The sequence below is a fragment of the Salipiger thiooxidans genome, from assembly GCF_900102075.1.
GTDB lineage: Bacteria > Pseudomonadota > Alphaproteobacteria > Rhodobacterales > Rhodobacteraceae > Salipiger > Salipiger thiooxidans.
This window is the reverse complement of the sequence record NZ_FNAV01000011.1, coordinates 44,186-58,348: the sequence shown is the minus strand read 5'-3', so window position 1 is coordinate 58,348 and position 14,163 is coordinate 44,186. Positions and strand designations below refer to the sequence as shown.

General features: G+C 68.6%; 15 protein-coding genes and 1 tRNA gene. 9 read left to right on the top strand and 7 right to left on the bottom strand.

Translation table 11 applies throughout. The features are described from left to right. Positions 1-3: 3 nt before the first annotated feature. Positions 4-771 (bottom strand): GNAT family N-acetyltransferase, encoded by a 768-nt coding sequence (locus BLQ77_RS17050; protein WP_089961395.1) that lies wholly within the window; start codon positions 769-771, stop codon positions 4-6. Between the two features lie 9 nt (positions 772-780). Beyond that, entirely contained in the window at positions 781-1,233 is a 453-nt protein-coding gene (locus tag BLQ77_RS17045) for an outer membrane protein assembly factor BamE (protein ID WP_008884053.1), read from the bottom strand. 95 nt (positions 1,234-1,328) lie between these two features. Between BLQ77_RS17045 and BLQ77_RS17040 the strand changes: the two genes are divergently transcribed. The 8 genes from BLQ77_RS17040 to BLQ77_RS17005 all read left to right on the top strand — a co-directional run bounded on the left by BLQ77_RS17040 (position 1,329) and on the right by BLQ77_RS17005 (position 7,644). Beyond that, complete coding sequence (locus BLQ77_RS17040; RefSeq protein WP_089961392.1) at positions 1,329-1,943, top strand: YceD family protein; 615 nt, start codon at positions 1,329-1,331, stop codon at positions 1,941-1,943. A gap of 175 nt (positions 1,944-2,118) precedes the next feature. Further along, positions 2,119-2,325, top strand: a complete 207-nt coding sequence (gene rpmF / locus BLQ77_RS17035; protein WP_008884064.1) for a 50S ribosomal protein L32 — start codon at positions 2,119-2,121, stop codon at positions 2,323-2,325. 21 nt (positions 2,326-2,346) lie between these two features. Beyond that, positions 2,347-3,459 carry a phosphate acyltransferase PlsX gene (gene plsX, locus BLQ77_RS17030; protein WP_040383995.1) on the top strand — a complete coding sequence of 371 codons (1,113 nt, stop codon included), beginning with the start codon at positions 2,347-2,349 and terminating at the stop codon, positions 3,457-3,459. Beyond that, positions 3,456-4,427: a beta-ketoacyl-ACP synthase III gene (locus tag BLQ77_RS17025; RefSeq protein ID WP_089961389.1), complete on the top strand. Its 972-nt coding sequence runs from the start codon at positions 3,456-3,458 to the stop codon at positions 4,425-4,427. The genes plsX and BLQ77_RS17025 overlap by 4 nt, the downstream gene beginning before the upstream one ends. Before the next feature lie 109 nt (positions 4,428-4,536). Then, a complete protein-coding gene (gene ihfA / locus BLQ77_RS17020; RefSeq protein WP_040383992.1) occupies positions 4,537-4,839 on the top strand; it encodes an integration host factor subunit alpha in 303 nt (100 codons plus the stop codon). 6 nt (positions 4,840-4,845) lie between these two features. Then, entirely contained in the window at positions 4,846-6,276 is a 1,431-nt protein-coding gene (locus tag BLQ77_RS29385) for a MerR family transcriptional regulator (RefSeq protein ID WP_089961388.1), read from the top strand. Positions 6,277-6,352: 76 nt separating this feature from the next. After that, positions 6,353-6,429, top strand: a tRNA-Pro gene (locus BLQ77_RS17010). A 138-nt stretch (positions 6,430-6,567) separates the two neighbouring features. Next, positions 6,568-7,644, top strand: coding sequence for a 2'-deoxycytidine 5'-triphosphate deaminase (locus BLQ77_RS17005; protein WP_008884793.1), 1,077 nt, complete (start codon positions 6,568-6,570; stop codon positions 7,642-7,644). Positions 7,645-7,994: 350 nt separating this feature from the next. Here BLQ77_RS17005 and BLQ77_RS17000 read toward each other — a convergent pair whose 3' ends face one another. Next, positions 7,995-9,272: a diguanylate cyclase domain-containing protein gene (locus BLQ77_RS17000; RefSeq protein ID WP_131822030.1), complete on the bottom strand. Its 1,278-nt coding sequence runs from the start codon at positions 9,270-9,272 to the stop codon at positions 7,995-7,997. A gap of 444 nt (positions 9,273-9,716) precedes the next feature. Between BLQ77_RS17000 and BLQ77_RS16995 the strand changes: the two genes are divergently transcribed. Continuing rightward, positions 9,717-10,382: a DUF1236 domain-containing protein gene (locus tag BLQ77_RS16995; RefSeq protein WP_008885445.1), complete on the top strand. Its 666-nt coding sequence runs from the start codon at positions 9,717-9,719 to the stop codon at positions 10,380-10,382. 85 nt (positions 10,383-10,467) lie between these two features. Here the strand turns inward: BLQ77_RS16995 and scpB are convergent, their stop codons facing one another. The 4 genes from scpB to BLQ77_RS16975 all read right to left on the bottom strand — a co-directional run bounded on the left by scpB (position 10,468) and on the right by BLQ77_RS16975 (position 14,156). Next, positions 10,468-11,079, bottom strand: coding sequence for an SMC-Scp complex subunit ScpB (scpB, locus tag BLQ77_RS16990; protein ID WP_089961650.1), 612 nt, complete (start codon positions 11,077-11,079; stop codon positions 10,468-10,470). Positions 11,080-11,302: 223 nt separating this feature from the next. Then, positions 11,303-12,106 (bottom strand): segregation and condensation protein A, encoded by an 804-nt coding sequence (locus BLQ77_RS16985; RefSeq protein ID WP_040383988.1) that lies wholly within the window; start codon positions 12,104-12,106, stop codon positions 11,303-11,305. Between the two features lie 2 nt (positions 12,107-12,108). Then, entirely contained in the window at positions 12,109-13,113 is a 1,005-nt protein-coding gene (locus BLQ77_RS16980; protein ID WP_089961382.1) for a glycoside hydrolase family 3 N-terminal domain-containing protein, read from the bottom strand. Continuing rightward, entirely contained in the window at positions 13,110-14,156 is a 1,047-nt protein-coding gene (locus tag BLQ77_RS16975) for an SPOR domain-containing protein (RefSeq protein ID WP_008885240.1), read from the bottom strand. Before BLQ77_RS16975 ends, BLQ77_RS16980 begins: the two co-directional genes overlap by 4 nt. Positions 14,157-14,163 lie beyond the last annotated feature (7 nt).

Genomic DNA, 14,163 nt, shown 5'->3' with positions numbered 1-14,163 from the left:
CCCTCAGTCGGCGATGGACCGCAGCACCCGCACCCGCGCCGGCGGCACCGACGCCACCTCGACGCCGGTGAAGACGTGCAGCGTGTTCATGGCGCGGTCGATCACCGCGTGGTCGCTGACCCATCCCCCCATGCCCAGATAGGTGCGCAGAAGCGGCGGGATCAGCTTCATGGCGGCCCGCGCGTCGGCGCCTTCGGAGGGGAATCGCACCCGTTCGGGCGCCTTCTCGCCGACCCGCCAGCGCTCGGGCGCCATGTGGCGGGCGCGCAGATGTGCGAAGGCGGCGGCATATGGCGCAGGATCGGTGCCCTTGAAGCTGGCGCAGCCGAACATCAGCCCCGCGCCGCCCCCGTCCACCAGCCCCGCGATCGCGCCCCAGGCGAGGCGCAGCACGTCCGGATCGGTGAGCCCGGGCCGGATGCAGAAGCGCCCGAGCTCGAGCATCGGCTCGGCAAATGTCTCGAGCCGGGACAGGTCGTAATACTGGGCGGAATAGCTCTCACCGATGCCGCGGCCGTCATCGAGCCAGAGGTAACGGAAGCAGGCCACCAGCCGCCGCTGCGAATCGTCTTCGATCAGCACGTGGCGGCAGCGCCGGTCGAGCGCGTCGACATCCGCCGGCCCGTCCTCGCCTAAGAAGGCCAGCCCGCGCAACGCCTGCGCCGCCGCGAGATCGTCACCGCCTGCGGCAAGGCGGACGCGGTAGCGCCCGCGCCGCAACAGCGTGCCGTCCTTCTCCCCCGCGGCACCGATGCTCTGACGGGGGATCATCGCGGCGCCCTACTGGTCCGTGAACTGGCTGAGGCTGATGCCGCCGATGTTGCCGAACAGCCTGCGGATGAAGCTGAGCTCACCGTCGGAGGTGCGGGTGATGCGCCGGGTCAGCGGCACCACGTTGCCATCCTCAAGCCCATAGCGGGTGATATTGTCGACCACACCCGCGTTGTCGAAGGTGATTGCGAGAATCTCGCGGTCCACCACCTCGGGGGCCCGCCACGCGAAGCTGCGCATCTGGGTCTCGATGTAGTAGAAGCCGCTCTCGTTCAGCACGCCAGAGGCGCTGGGAACCCCGATCACGTCCTCGACGGTGGAGCGGGTGTCGATGCCGGGGACGATCTGCTGGAGATCCTCTTCCGAAGGCGCGTAGCCGTGCAGGTCGTACTGCGCCGAGCAGGCGCTCAGCCCAAGTGCGAGGGCCGCTGCCACCAACGCATGTCTTCCGGATATCGCCATTGGCTGCGTTCCTGCCTCTTGTCTTGTCCCTTGCGGGTTTCTATCCCCGATTACATAACCAAGCCAAGCCGTTCAAGCAGAGGAAGGGCCCGCCGATGAGCAGATCGGGTTCCGCACCGGAAAGACTGCGCGTTGCTGCGCTTCGCAACAACACGCCGACCACCTTCGATATCCGCCCCGATGACGAGGCGCGCGCCGCGCTGGCCTCGGAACTGGGGCTGCTGGGGCTGCGCAAGCTGCGCCTCGCCGGCGAGATTCGCCCCGAGGGGCGCGGCTCGTGGCGACTGGTGGCGACACTGGGCGCCACGGTGACGCAGCCCTGCGTGGTCACTCTCGCCCCCGTCACCACCCGCATCGACGAGGAGATCGAGCGTCTCTGGCGCCCCGACGAGGACCTCTCCGTCGCCGGTGAGGGCTCGGAGATCGAGGTCCCCGACGACGATGCCGACCCGGTGCCCGACGTCATCGACCTTCGCGAGGTGATCTCCGAGGCGCTGTCTCTGGCGCTGCCGCTCTATCCCCACGCCGAAGGCGCCGCGGAAGCCTCGGGCGCGCTGGCCGCCGAGGTCGAAGCGGAGGCCGCGGCCGATGCCGAAGAACGCCCGAATCCCTTTGCGGCGTTGGCCGGACTGAAGGAGAAGCTGGACCAGGACGGCGGCGATGACGACGGGGAAGCGGACGATGACAGGGACGTGACGGATAAGCCCTGACAGCCCGGCGCGAGACGGCGAAATAACGCTTGCGGTTTTGCAATAAAGTCCTATTTTCGCGCCTTCATCGGAATTCCGGGTTGCCATGTCCTCTTGCTTGCGACTAAGAGGCCGGGCACGCCCGAACGGAACCGGGCAACGAATTGCCCTTCACGCGAAAGATCGAGGTTGAGACATGGCCGTCCAACAGAACAAAGTATCCAAATCGCGCCGCAACAACCGCCGGGCGCATGACGCTCTCGTTGCCGGCAACCCGAACGAGTGCACCAACTGCGGCGAGCTCAAGCGCCCGCACCACGTGTGCCCCTCGTGCGGCCACTACGCAGATAAAGAGATCGTCGCCATGGCCGACGAGATCGAACTGGACGAAGACGCAGCGTAAACCGCTCAAGGCCCGCGCCGCATGAACTCCTCTCGGGACAATTCAAAGGCTGGCGGGCCGCTCGTGCTATCCATCGACGCCATGGGCGGCGACCGCGGGCCGGCAACCATCGTTGCCGGCCTCGCTGCCTTTGCACGACGGAACCGCGAAGCCCGCTTCATCGTCCACGGACCCGCCGACGAGCTGGGTCCGCTGATCGAGAAGCGCAAGCTCACCAAGCGTTGCGAGATCCGCGACGCTCGCGGTGTCGTGTCGATGCAGGACAAGCCGAGCCACGTGATGCGCAACGGGCAGGACACCTCGATGTGGTCCGCGCTCGATTCGGTGCGCAACGGCGAGGCCACGGTTGCGGTCTCCTGCGGCAACACCGGCGCGCTGATGCTGCTGTCGATGGTGCGGCTGCGCAAGCTGCCCGGGGTCAACCGCCCCGCCATCGCCGTGCTCTGGCCGTCGAAGAACCCGCAGGGGTTCAACGTCATGCTCGACGTCGGCGCCGACATCCGCGCCGATGCCCAGGACCTGCTGAAATACGCACTGATGGGGGCGTCCTACGCCCGCAACGGCCTCTCGCTCGAGCGTCCGCGCGTCGGACTGCTCAACGTCGGGACCGAGGAACACAAGGGCCGCGCCGAGCTGAAGCAGGCGCATGAGCTCATCGCCGCCTCGGCCGAGAGCAACAATTTCGAATTCATCGGATTCGCCGAAGGCGGCGACATCCCCGGCGACCGCTGCGACGTGATCGTCACCGACGGATTCACCGGCAACATCGCGCTGAAGACCGGCGAGGGCACCGCCTCGCTCATCGGCCAGTTCCTGCGCGAGGCCTTCGCCTATTCGCCGCTGTCGCGCGTCGCCGCCCTTCTGGCCCTGACCTCGCTCAAGCGGCTTCAGGCACGGATCGACCCGCGCCGCAAGAACGGCGGCGTGTTCCTCGGCCTCAATGGCACGGTGGTGAAGAGCCACGGCGCCGCGGATGCGACAGGTGTGGCAGCCGCCGTCGAACTGGCCTACGATCTTGCGCAATCGGGCTTTGGCGACCGACTCGCCGCCCGCATCGCCTCGGCGGCCACCGCCGCGGAAGAAAGTGCCCCGCAGCCGGGCACCGAGCAGAAGAAAGACGGAACGAATCCATGACCATACGGGCGCAGGTGGCCGGGGTCGGGCACTATCTGCCCGAGCGCGTCGTCCCCAACTCCGAGTTCGAGAAAACCCTCGACACCTCTGACGAGTGGATCAGGACCCGCTCCGGCATCGAACGGCGTCACTTCGCCGCCGAAGGACAGACGACCTCCGAGCTCGCGACCCGCGCGGCGCTTGCCGCGCTCGAGGACGCAGGGCTTGCCGCGTCGGATCTCGACGCGCTGATCGTCGCCACCTCCACCCCCGACCTGACCTTCCCGTCGGCCGCGACCATGGTGCAGGCCCGGCTTGGCATGGACCAGGGCTTCGCCTTCGACGTACAGGCGGTCTGCGCCGGCTTCGTCTACGCGCTGACCAATGCCAACGCGCTCATCGTGTCGGGCGCCGCGCGCCGGGTCATGGTGATCGGGGCCGAGACCTTCTCGCGCATCCTCGACTGGAACGACCGCTCGACCTGCGTGCTCTTCGGAGACGGCGCCGGCGCGCTGATCCTCGAGGCCGGCACCGGCGAGGGCACCTCGGACGACCGTGGCGTGCTCTCGGTCGACCTCCATTCCGACGGCCGCTATCGCGACCTGCTCTACGTCGACGGCGGCGTCAGCACCAACTCCATCGGGCACCTGCGGATGGAGGGCAAGGAGGTCTTCCGCCACGCGGTCGGCAAGCTTGCCGCCACCGCCGAGGCCGCGATGGAGAAGGCCGGGCTCACCGGGGCGGACATCGACTGGATCGTCCCGCACCAGGCCAACATCCGCATCATCCAGGGCACCGCGAAGAAGCTTGGCCTGCCCATGGAAAAGGTCATCGTGACCGTCCAGGACCACGGCAACACCTCTGCCGCCTCGATTCCCATGGCGCTCTCCGTCGGCAAGGCCGAGGGCAAGATCCGCCGTGGCGAGCTGGTTGTGACCGAGGCGATCGGCGGTGGCCTGGCATGGGGCGCGGTCGTCCTGCGCTGGTGAGCCGCTTTTTCCCGGCGAATCCGCGCTTTGTGGCACTCTCTGCAAGTGCCTGATATTGACTCGTAAAATCCCGGGGCCCATGCTGGCCCTCAAACCGGGAGGGACGGGTATGAGCGAAAAGACTCTGACACGTATGGATCTTAGCGAAGCTGTCTTCCGCGAGGTGGGGCTGTCGCGCAATGAAAGCGCCGAGCTGGTCGAGACGGTGCTGCAGCACATGTCCGACGCTCTGGTCGAGGGCGAGCAGGTCAAGATCTCGTCCTTCGGGACCTTCTCGGTCCGCGACAAGGCGGCCCGCGTCGGCCGCAACCCGAAGACCGGCGAAGAGGTCCCGATCCAGCCGCGCCGCGTGCTGACCTTCCGCCCGTCGCACCAGATGAAAGAGCGCGTCGCCGCCGGCAACAAGGGATAAGGTCCCATGAACAAGTCCCGCGATGCCTTCCGCACCATCAGCGAGGTTGCGGAGCTGCTGGACACCCCTGCCCACGTCCTGAGGTTCTGGGAAAGCAAGTTCACGCAGGTCAAGCCGGTCAAGCGCGCCGGCGGGCGCCGGTACTACCGGCCCGGCGATATCGGCTTGCTGGCCGGGATCAAGAAGCTGCTGCACGAGGACGGCATGACCATCAAGGGCGTGCAGAAGATCCTGCGCGAGCAGGGCGTGCGCCACGTGGCCTCGCTGACCCCGCTGCCCACCGACGCGCCGGGGGCCGAGGAAATCATCGAGGACGCGCCCTACATCGAAGCCGAGCCCGAGACCGGCACCGTCCTGCCCTTCGCCCCCATCCCGCCCGCCGCGCCTCCTGAGGCTCCTGTGCCCGAGGCGACTGAGGTCGAGGCTGTCGAGGCTGTCGAGGCTGTCGAGGCTGTCGAGGCTGTCGAGGCTGTCGAGGCTGTCGAGGCTGTCGAGGCTGTCGAGGCTGTCGAGGCTGAAGCAACCTCGGAGGCCCCGGAGCTGCAAGACACATTCGGAGCCATGGCGGAAATGCCCGCCCTCCAACACCTCTCGGCGCCTGAAGATCCGGCCCCTGCGGCCGCAACCGCGGCCTCCGCCGAGGCCGACGCACCCGAAATTGCTGTCGCACCTGACCGCCAGATCGACCTCTTCGGCCGTGTGATCGTCGAGGACCATGACGACGACGACACGCCGCTCATCGAGATGGACCATCCCCTGCCCGGCTTCCTCAACCAGTCGCTCGAAGAGCGCGCCCGCGACGCGGCGCCAGTTGAAAATGTGCCCGAGCCGGCCACGCTCGCCGAGGCGGACACGCTGTCCGGGTCGGACGCCCTGCCCGAGTCTGAGGAGATCGCCGCAGCGCCCGCCTCTGAACCGCTCGACGCCATCGAACCGATTGATCACGCTGAGGAAGACCGGACCGTCGAAGACAAACGCGTCGCCGAAACCGCTCTCGCCGACGACGAGTTCCCCGACGACTCAGTCACAGCGCCAACCCCCGGCTCGGACCTCTCCACCTCAGCTCCGGACCAGCCCCTCACCGACGAGGCCGCCGTGTCGGTCTTCTCCGTCCCTGTGCCGGGCGAGACCGACGTCGCAGTGCCCGAAACCTTCGCCGCCGGGACCGAAGACATACCCGAGGCCGTGCCCGACTCTCCGGACGATCTCGAATCGCCCGACGAGGCAGATCTCGCCATGGACGAACACGCCCCGGCCCCAGCGCGCGCGATCCCCGAGATCCCCGCACCCGAGGACATGCCCGCGCCGGAGCCCGGCCCGCTCTCCTATATTGCCCGGATCGACGTGCTCGACCGCGGCCTCGCGGGGGCGCTCGTGCCCTATCTGACTACTCTGCACGACCGGCTCGGCAACAACGGAAGGGGTGCGCGCCGCTGACTGCGGCCCGCCCCGATTTTTCGTGCAGATTGGGCTTGCCCCCACCGGGAAAACCGGTATGAAGCCCCTCACAAGTCGGGCTATAGCGCAGCCTGGTAGCGCGTCCGTCTGGGGGACGGAAGGTCGCAGGTTCGAGTCCTGCTAGCCCGACCATTTACTCTCGCTACCTCCAAAAGCCATCGTGTCGGAATGGACACCGATCGCCCGACAGGGCGGTCTCGTCGGGTTCGTTTTTTGGCTCCCCTTCCGCCGTCGCGCTTGCTAAGGACGTCTGATGCAAGGGAGACAGGGATGACAGGGGTCCTCGCAAGCCAGCAAATCGAAGCACTTATCGAGCAGGGTGCCATCGCGCCCGGCGCGCCGCTGGCCGATGGACAGGTGCAGCCCGCCAGCCTCGATCTGCGACTCGGCACCGAGGCCATCCGGGTGCGGGCCTCGTTCCTCGCGGGCGGCGGGCGGAGCGTCGCCGAACGGCTCGAGGAGTTCGAGATGCATCGCGTCGATCTCACCCAGGGCGCCGTCCTCGAGAAAGGCTGCGTCTACGTGGTGCCCCTGCTCGAGCGCCTTGCCCTGCCTGCCGACCTGAGCGCCGCGGCCAATGCCAAAAGCTCGACCGGCCGGCTCGACCTCCTGACCCGGACCATCACAGATGGCGGCACCGAGTTCGACCGCGTGGCACAGGGTTACGCCGGGCCGCTCTATGCCGAGATCTGCCCGCGCAGCTTCTCCGTGCTGGCGCGCACCGGCATGCGGCTGAACCAGATCCGCTTCCGTCGCGGCCAGTCGGTGCTGAGCGACGAGGCGCTCGCAGCGTTGCACGCCACCGAAACGCTTGTGACCGGCGGTCCCGCGGTGATTGGCCAGGGGCTCGGCTTCTCGGTCGACCTTCGGCCCGGGCATGGGCGGCTCGTGGGCTGGCGCGCCAAGCCGCACACCGGGGTGATTGATCTCGACCTGATCGGGCACTACGACGCCAAGGATTTCTGGGATCCGCTCCACAGCGACCGCGGGCAGCTGATCCTCGACCCCGACGCCTTTTACATCCTCGTGAGCCGCGAGGCGGTGCATATCCCGCCCGCCTATGCCGCCGAGATGGCGCCCTACATTGCGATGGTGGGCGAATTCCGGGTGCACTACGCGGGCTTCTTCGATCCGGGCTTCGGCCACGCAGGCGCCGGGGGCACCGGCTCGCGCGGGGTGCTCGAGGTGCGCTGCCACGAGGCGCCCTTTGTGCTGGAGCACGGGCAGGTGGTCGGCCGCTTGGTCTACGAGCGCATGGACGAGCTGCCGCAGCAGCTTTACGGTGCGGGCATCGCGTCGAACTACCAGGGCCAGGGGCTAAAGCTTTCGAAGCACTTCCGGACCTGAGGCGGGCGGTGGAGCCGGGCTTGGTGCGTCCGGACTCCGATTCGAGTAACGTTGGATTCGGCCTCCTGACAGAAATGGCTCAGACCGGAAACGCTCCGGGACTGCGGCCCACCGGTTGCTCTGATCGCCAACGGCTGAGCGGGCGCCCGCTCATGGATCGCGTCCCGGCCACACGGCCCTAAGATGCAAATGACGCGTCGCGACGCAGGACATCGCCGGTGTCCTGCATAGCGACGCCCAACTGGCGCACCGCCACTCTAACCTCATGCACCACTGTGCCGTTGAGGTGCGTCGCCACGTCAATCACGTGGATCACCAGACCGCGCCCGTCCGCTGTCCGGACCCCAACCTCACGCCACCAGCGACAGCACCACGCGGTTGCATCCGGCGCGCTCGGCCTCCAGCAGAGCGGCGCGAGCCCGAAGCGCAGCCGGCTCCAGCGTGACGTCTCCGCGCCGTGCGCAGGCGGCACCGGCGGAGATCGAGACCTCGGAGAGGTCGCCCCCCAGATCCCCCGTTGCGCCGGCCTTCTGCCGCAGCCGCTCGGCCCGGTCCTTGAGCGTCTCAGGCGTGAGCGCGTAGGAGAGCAGCAGGAAGCGGCCATCGTCCCAGCGGATCAGCAACTCCTCGGAGCCCGAGTCCAGGTAGAGCGCGCCGCTGATACGGCGCAGCAGGCGCTCGGCGGTCTCGGTCCCTTTACGGGCCACCAGCTCCTCCCAATGGTCGACGCCGATCATGATCATCGCGACCGAGGCCGTGGGGCCATAGCACTGCATGTAGAGCGTTCCCATTTCCCGACCGTAGAGCCGCGTGAGCCCGTCGCGGTGCAGCGCCTCGACGAGGAAGCGGTTGCGGGTCTTGCGGCGCACCCGGTGCTGTTCGGCCTTCATCGCGAGATAGAGCACCATGATGAAGACGAAGATCGACGAGATCACCAGCAGCACGAACATGCTGAGCGTGTAGAAGGCGGGCGGGACCAGTTTCAGCACCAGCGCCTCTCCCGCGAGCCAGCCGCACCATGCGGCGAGTGTCAGGCGCGAGGCCTGCCCGACCTGCGAGCCGCTGATCAACGCCCGCATCATCGGGCGCCTCGCGAAGCGCGCGGAGCAGGCGGTGCCAAGCGCAAGGAACATCAGGCAGGTCGGCAGGGACATGGCGCCGAACAGCGCCGGCTGCGCGAAGAGATAACCCATGAGCGCGGTGAACGGCAGCATCATCGACAGGAGCGACAGCACGAAGGGCGCGTGACGCAGGCGGCCGAAGGTCATCTGACCGACGGCGAGCAGGATGAAGGAGACGCCGGTATTCATGCCCATCTCGCCCGAACCGATGCGGATCCCCTGCTCGTGCAGGGCGCGCGCCACGAACGCGGTGACGACGACGAGGGACCAGAGCGTCGCCTCGGCCCGGGTGACCGCGCGCAGCGGGTGCTGGAGCAGCACCGCGCAGAGGCTCAGCAGCGCAGCAATCACCGTCGGCACCGAGAAGACGCTCTCGCCGTAGGGCGCGTAGAAATGCGGGATGGCGTAGACGTGCCCCTCGATCGCCATGAGGCAGAGCATTACCACCAGGCTGAGGCTCGCCCAGCGGACCCAGATCATGCTGCGCAGGCCCGGAAAGGCCGCCACGCTCTGGTCCCTGTCCCGTCGCCCCTGGCCCGAAGCCATCCCTCTTGCTCTGCCTTGCATGGTCCTGCCTCCTTGGCCGTTCCCAGGGACCGGCAGAAACGCCGGTCGGTCAGGGACGGTCGAGGCAGGGTAGGCGAGGAAGCTTGCTGCAATGTTAACTTTAAGAATTTGAAGTGCTTGGCGGCTTCCCCCGCCGCGCCCCGCAGCGCCGGCCCGCCATCAAGCAGGGCGACGCGGTCACGCAAACACCATGCGAGGCCCCGGGGTTCCCATGCCTGTTGCAACCGGCCGGGCGCCGCCGAGAGCACATCAACTCACGGCGGTGACCCGCTGATTGTGAACGGCTTTCCCGACCCACGGCGGAACGAACCGACGTCGCGGAGGTTCTCATCCCCAGCAAGGCCAGCGCCTTCGCACCAAGTGGCAATAGAAAAGGAAAACGCCATGAAACTCGCGAAACCCATTCTGCTCTCGACCGCCATCGCAGGCATCCTCGCATCCCCCGCCGCCGCCGCGCTGAGCGCTACCGCCACCACCGAACTCAACCTGCGCTCCGGCCCGGGGCCGGAGTACCAGATCGAGGGCGTCATTCCCGGCGATGCCGAGGTCGAGGTGACCGGCTGTCTCGAAGAGGCCGAATGGTGCGAAGTGACCCACGAGGGCGTCTCGGGCTGGGCCTATTCCGCCTACCTGACCACGCCGGTCGAGGATGAGCCCGTGGTGCTGTACCAGCGCCCCGCGGAAGTCCAGATCGACACCGTGACCTACGACAAAACCGAGGGTCAGGGCGTTGCCGCGGGCCTAGGGGCCGGCTGGGGCGCTGCGATCGGCTCGCTCGCCATCGGTGGCCCCGCCGCCATCGCCGCCGGTGCCCTGATCGGCGCCGCAACCGGTGCCGCCGCGCAGGTCGAGCAGGAGACGGTGACCTACATCCAGACCAACCCGGTGGAGCCGGTCTATCTGGACGGCGAGGTGGCCGTGGGTGCGGGCATCCCCGAGCAGGTCGAATTGTACACCGTGCCGGACAGCGACTACACCTACGTGAACGTCAACCGTCAGCCCGTGGTGGTCGACCCGGAGAACCGCCGCATCGTGCAGGTCATCCGCTGATCGCAGGCCTTAAGGTCTGAACCGTGGCAGGGGTCCCGTCCGGGCTCCCTGCCCGACTGCGTGCAGACAGCGTTCAGTCCCAGACTCAGTCCTCGAAGAGCTCGCTCTGACCGGGCGCTTCGTCCTCGCCATCCTCCTCGGGTTCGCTGACGCCGAGGGCCACGGCGCCGGGCGGCGGGCGGTTGTCCAGCAGGCCTGCAGAGCGGAGTTCCTTGAGCCCCGGCAGGTCGCGGGCGCTTTCCAGCCCGAACTGGTCGAGGAAATCCTGCGTCACCACGAAGGTGACCGGCCGCCCCGGCGTCATCTTGCGGCGCCCGAAGCGGATCCACTCCATCTCGAGCAGCTGATCCACCGTCCCGCGCGAGACGCTGACGCCGCGGATCTCTTCGATCTCGGCGCGTGTCACCGGCTGGTGGTAGGCGATGATCGCGAGGGTTTCGATGGCCGCGCGCGAGAGCTTGCGGGTCTCGACCGTCTCCTTCTGCATCAGGAATCCGAGGTCGGGCGCCGTGCGGATCGCCCAGGCATCGCCCACGCGCACCACGCGCACGCCGCGCCCCTCGTATCGGGTCCGCAGCAGCATCAGCGCCTCGGCCGGGTCGCTGCCATGGGGCATCCGTGCCTCGAGCTCGCGCACCGTAACCGGCTCGGCCGAGGCGAAGAGCACGGCCTCGACCATGCGCTCCTGCTCGCCCATGGGCGGCGCCTCGAAGAGGCTGTCGCGGGGCGGGCGCTCGGCGGCCGCCTCGGGCGTCCCGGCGGCCGTCCCGGTCTCCGGGTCGGGAACATCTGCGCCGGCCCCCGGCGTGCCTGTCCCGGCTGCGCCGGCCTCCGTCGTCCCGGCCTCGGCCGTGCTGGTCCCGCTCTCCGGAGCGCCGGCTTCGGCCGCGTTCGTCACGTTTTCGGAGGCGCCGGTCTCGTCAGTCTCGGTCATGCCGTGTCTCCCGTTTGCGCAGCTGGATCGGCGCGAAGCTCTCGGATTGGCGGATCTCGGCGTGGCCTTCCTTGACCAGCTCCAGCGAGGCCGCGAAGGTCGCCGCCGTGGCGGACCGCCACTTCACCGGGTCCGCGTCCCAGCCGTCGGGCAGCCACGACGCGATGTCGGTCCACTGCCCGGCGAAGCCGATGAGCCCGCGCATGCGGTCCAGCGCCTGTTCCATGGTGTAGACGCTCTCGCGGTCCATGACGAAGGGCCGGAACTCGTCGCGGGTGCGGATCCGCGCGTAGCCCTGCATCAGGTCGAGAAGCGTCGCGGAATACTGCACCCGGCGCACGCGCTCGACGCCCTCAGGCAGCCCGCGGGCGAAGAAGTCACGCCCCAGCCGGTCTCGCGCCATCAGACGCGCCGCCGCGTCGCGCATCGCCTGCAGCCGTTCAAGCTGGAAGGCGAGGTGCGCCGCCAGTTCCTCGCCCGAGGGGCCGTCCTCGGTGGGATCAGGCGGCAGCAGCAGCCGCGATTTCAGGAACGCGAGCCAGGCGGCCATCACCAGGTAATCGGCGGCAAGCTCGATGCGCAGCTCCTTGGCCTTCTCGACGAAGGCGAGGTACTGCCGCGCGAGTTCGAGCACCGAGATCTTGCGCAGGTCCACCTTCTGGGTGCGCGAGAGCGTCAGAAGAAGGTCGAGCGGGCCTTCGAAGCCGTCCACGTCGACAATGAGCGCCTCGGCGGCAAGGCGCTCGGCGACGCTGAGCGCCTCCACATTGCTGTCCGTATTGTCGCTCATGATCAGGGGCGTCCGGCCAGAAGGGCCTCACGTTCGGCCCTGAGGGCCTCGATGTCAACATCGGCAGGGGCGGTGCGCGCGGCCAGCGCCGCCTCGGCCCGGGCCTGCGCCGCATCGCTCATCTCGCCCGCCTCGTGCATGAGCTCCACCATCTCGGGCATCTCGCCGTTGCAGTGCAGCACGCAGTCGCAGCCGGCCGCGATCGAGCCCCGCGCCCGATCGGCGATGGTGCCCGACAGCGCCTCCATCGAGATGTCGTCGGTCATCAGGAAGCCGGTGAAGCCGATGTCCTGGCGGATCAGGCGGATCATCGCGGGGTCCACGGTCGCGGGCTGCTCGTTCAGCCCCTCGTAGACGAGATGCGCGGTCATCCCCAGTGGCAGGTCATGGAACGGGCGGAAGGCCTCGAAATCGACACGGTCGAGCTCTTCGCGGGGGGCGGAGACGCGCGGCAGGTCGAGATGGCTGTCGAGCTGCGCCAGACCGTGGCCGGGCAGGTGCTTGATGACCGGCAGCACGCCGCCCTGCATCAGCCCCTGCGCCACCGCGAGACCGATCTCGGAGACCCGGTCCGGGGTCTCGCCATAGCAGCGGTTGCGCAGGAAGGCATGGGTTTCAGCCCGCGCCACGTCGAGCATGGGCGCGCAGTTGCCGTCGATGCCGTAGCTGCGCAGCTCGAGCGCGGTGATCTGGAAGCGCAGGCGCATGGCCTCGACGGCGGCCTCGCCGAACAGCGCCACGTCGTCGAGCGGCGGCAGCCAGTCGGTGGCCAGCGGCGCGCGCAGGCGCTGCACCCGGCCGCCCTCCTGGTCGATGAAGACCGGCGCGTCGCGGCCCACGGTGTCGCGCAGCTCGGCGTTGAGCGCGCGGATCTGCTCCGGCGTGTCGAGGTTGCGCGCGAAGAGAATGAAGCCAAACGGTTTGGCATCGGCAAAAAAGTCCTTCTCGCCCGCGGTCAGCCGCAGGCCCTGCGGCGCCAGGATCGCCGCTCCGAAATGTTGGCTCACCGCGTGGTCACCGGGATGCAGTCGGCGTTCTCGGCGACGAAGGCCGCGCAGAAGCGGCGGGCGGCGGAGAGGTCCTCGAAGCCCGCGGCGCGCAGGCGGTAGAACACCCGCCCGCCCGAGGTGGCGCGTTCGATCACCCGGTCCTTGCCGGCCATGAACTCGCCGAAGCGGGTCGAGAAACGCTCCCATTCGGAGCGCGCGGTCTCGGGACTGTCATAGGCGCCGAGCTGCGCCAGCCGTGTGCCGGCGGGCAGGGTCGAGGGGTCGACCTCGTTGGTCACCTCGCTGGTCTCTTCTTCTCCGGCAAGCGTGGCGGCGGCGGCGTTTTCGGTGGTCAGCGCCGTCGGGCGCTGCAGCGGCCGCAGCGAGCGCACGAGCGCGCCCGGAGGCGCCGCGCGCAGGGCTGCGAGCTGTTCGGCGGCGCTGGGTTCATCGGCCTCGGCACGGTCGGAGACCGAGGTCAGCACCTCGGGGTCGCCGTCCTGCTCCATCTCGGTGAAGGGCACCGTGTCGGCGGCGATCTGGTTGGCGAGCGCCTCGATGGGGTCGAGCCCCTCCTGCTCGGCGAGCATGGCAGCTTCGGCCGCGGCGTCGCCCAGCACCTCGTCGATGTCCTCGGCCTCGCCCTCGGCAAGCATCTCGGGTTCTTCCTCAATGACGGGTTCGGGCACGGGGGCCAGCAGTGCGGCCAGTTCCTCGGCGGGCAGGTCGTCGTCGGTCAGCCCCGCCTGCACCGGCGCCAGCATGAGCCGGTCGGGCACCGGCGTCGCGGTGCCGGTGCCGGCCACGTCGTTGACCGCAAGCCCCTGGTGATCGGCGAGCGTGCCGCCCGGATCCTCGGGCGCAACGCGCATCGGGCCTTCCATGGCCTGCACCACCGGAATGCCGGTCACGTCGCGGACGAGGAGCTTGTAGCCCCAGATCCCGACGCCCACCACCAGCGCAAGCGATACCGCCGCACCGGCCCAGTTGGCGACATTCGCGACCCGGCGACCCGCCGGCTCCCGCACATCGGCAGGGCCGTCATAGGTGAAATCTGCCATTCTTGCC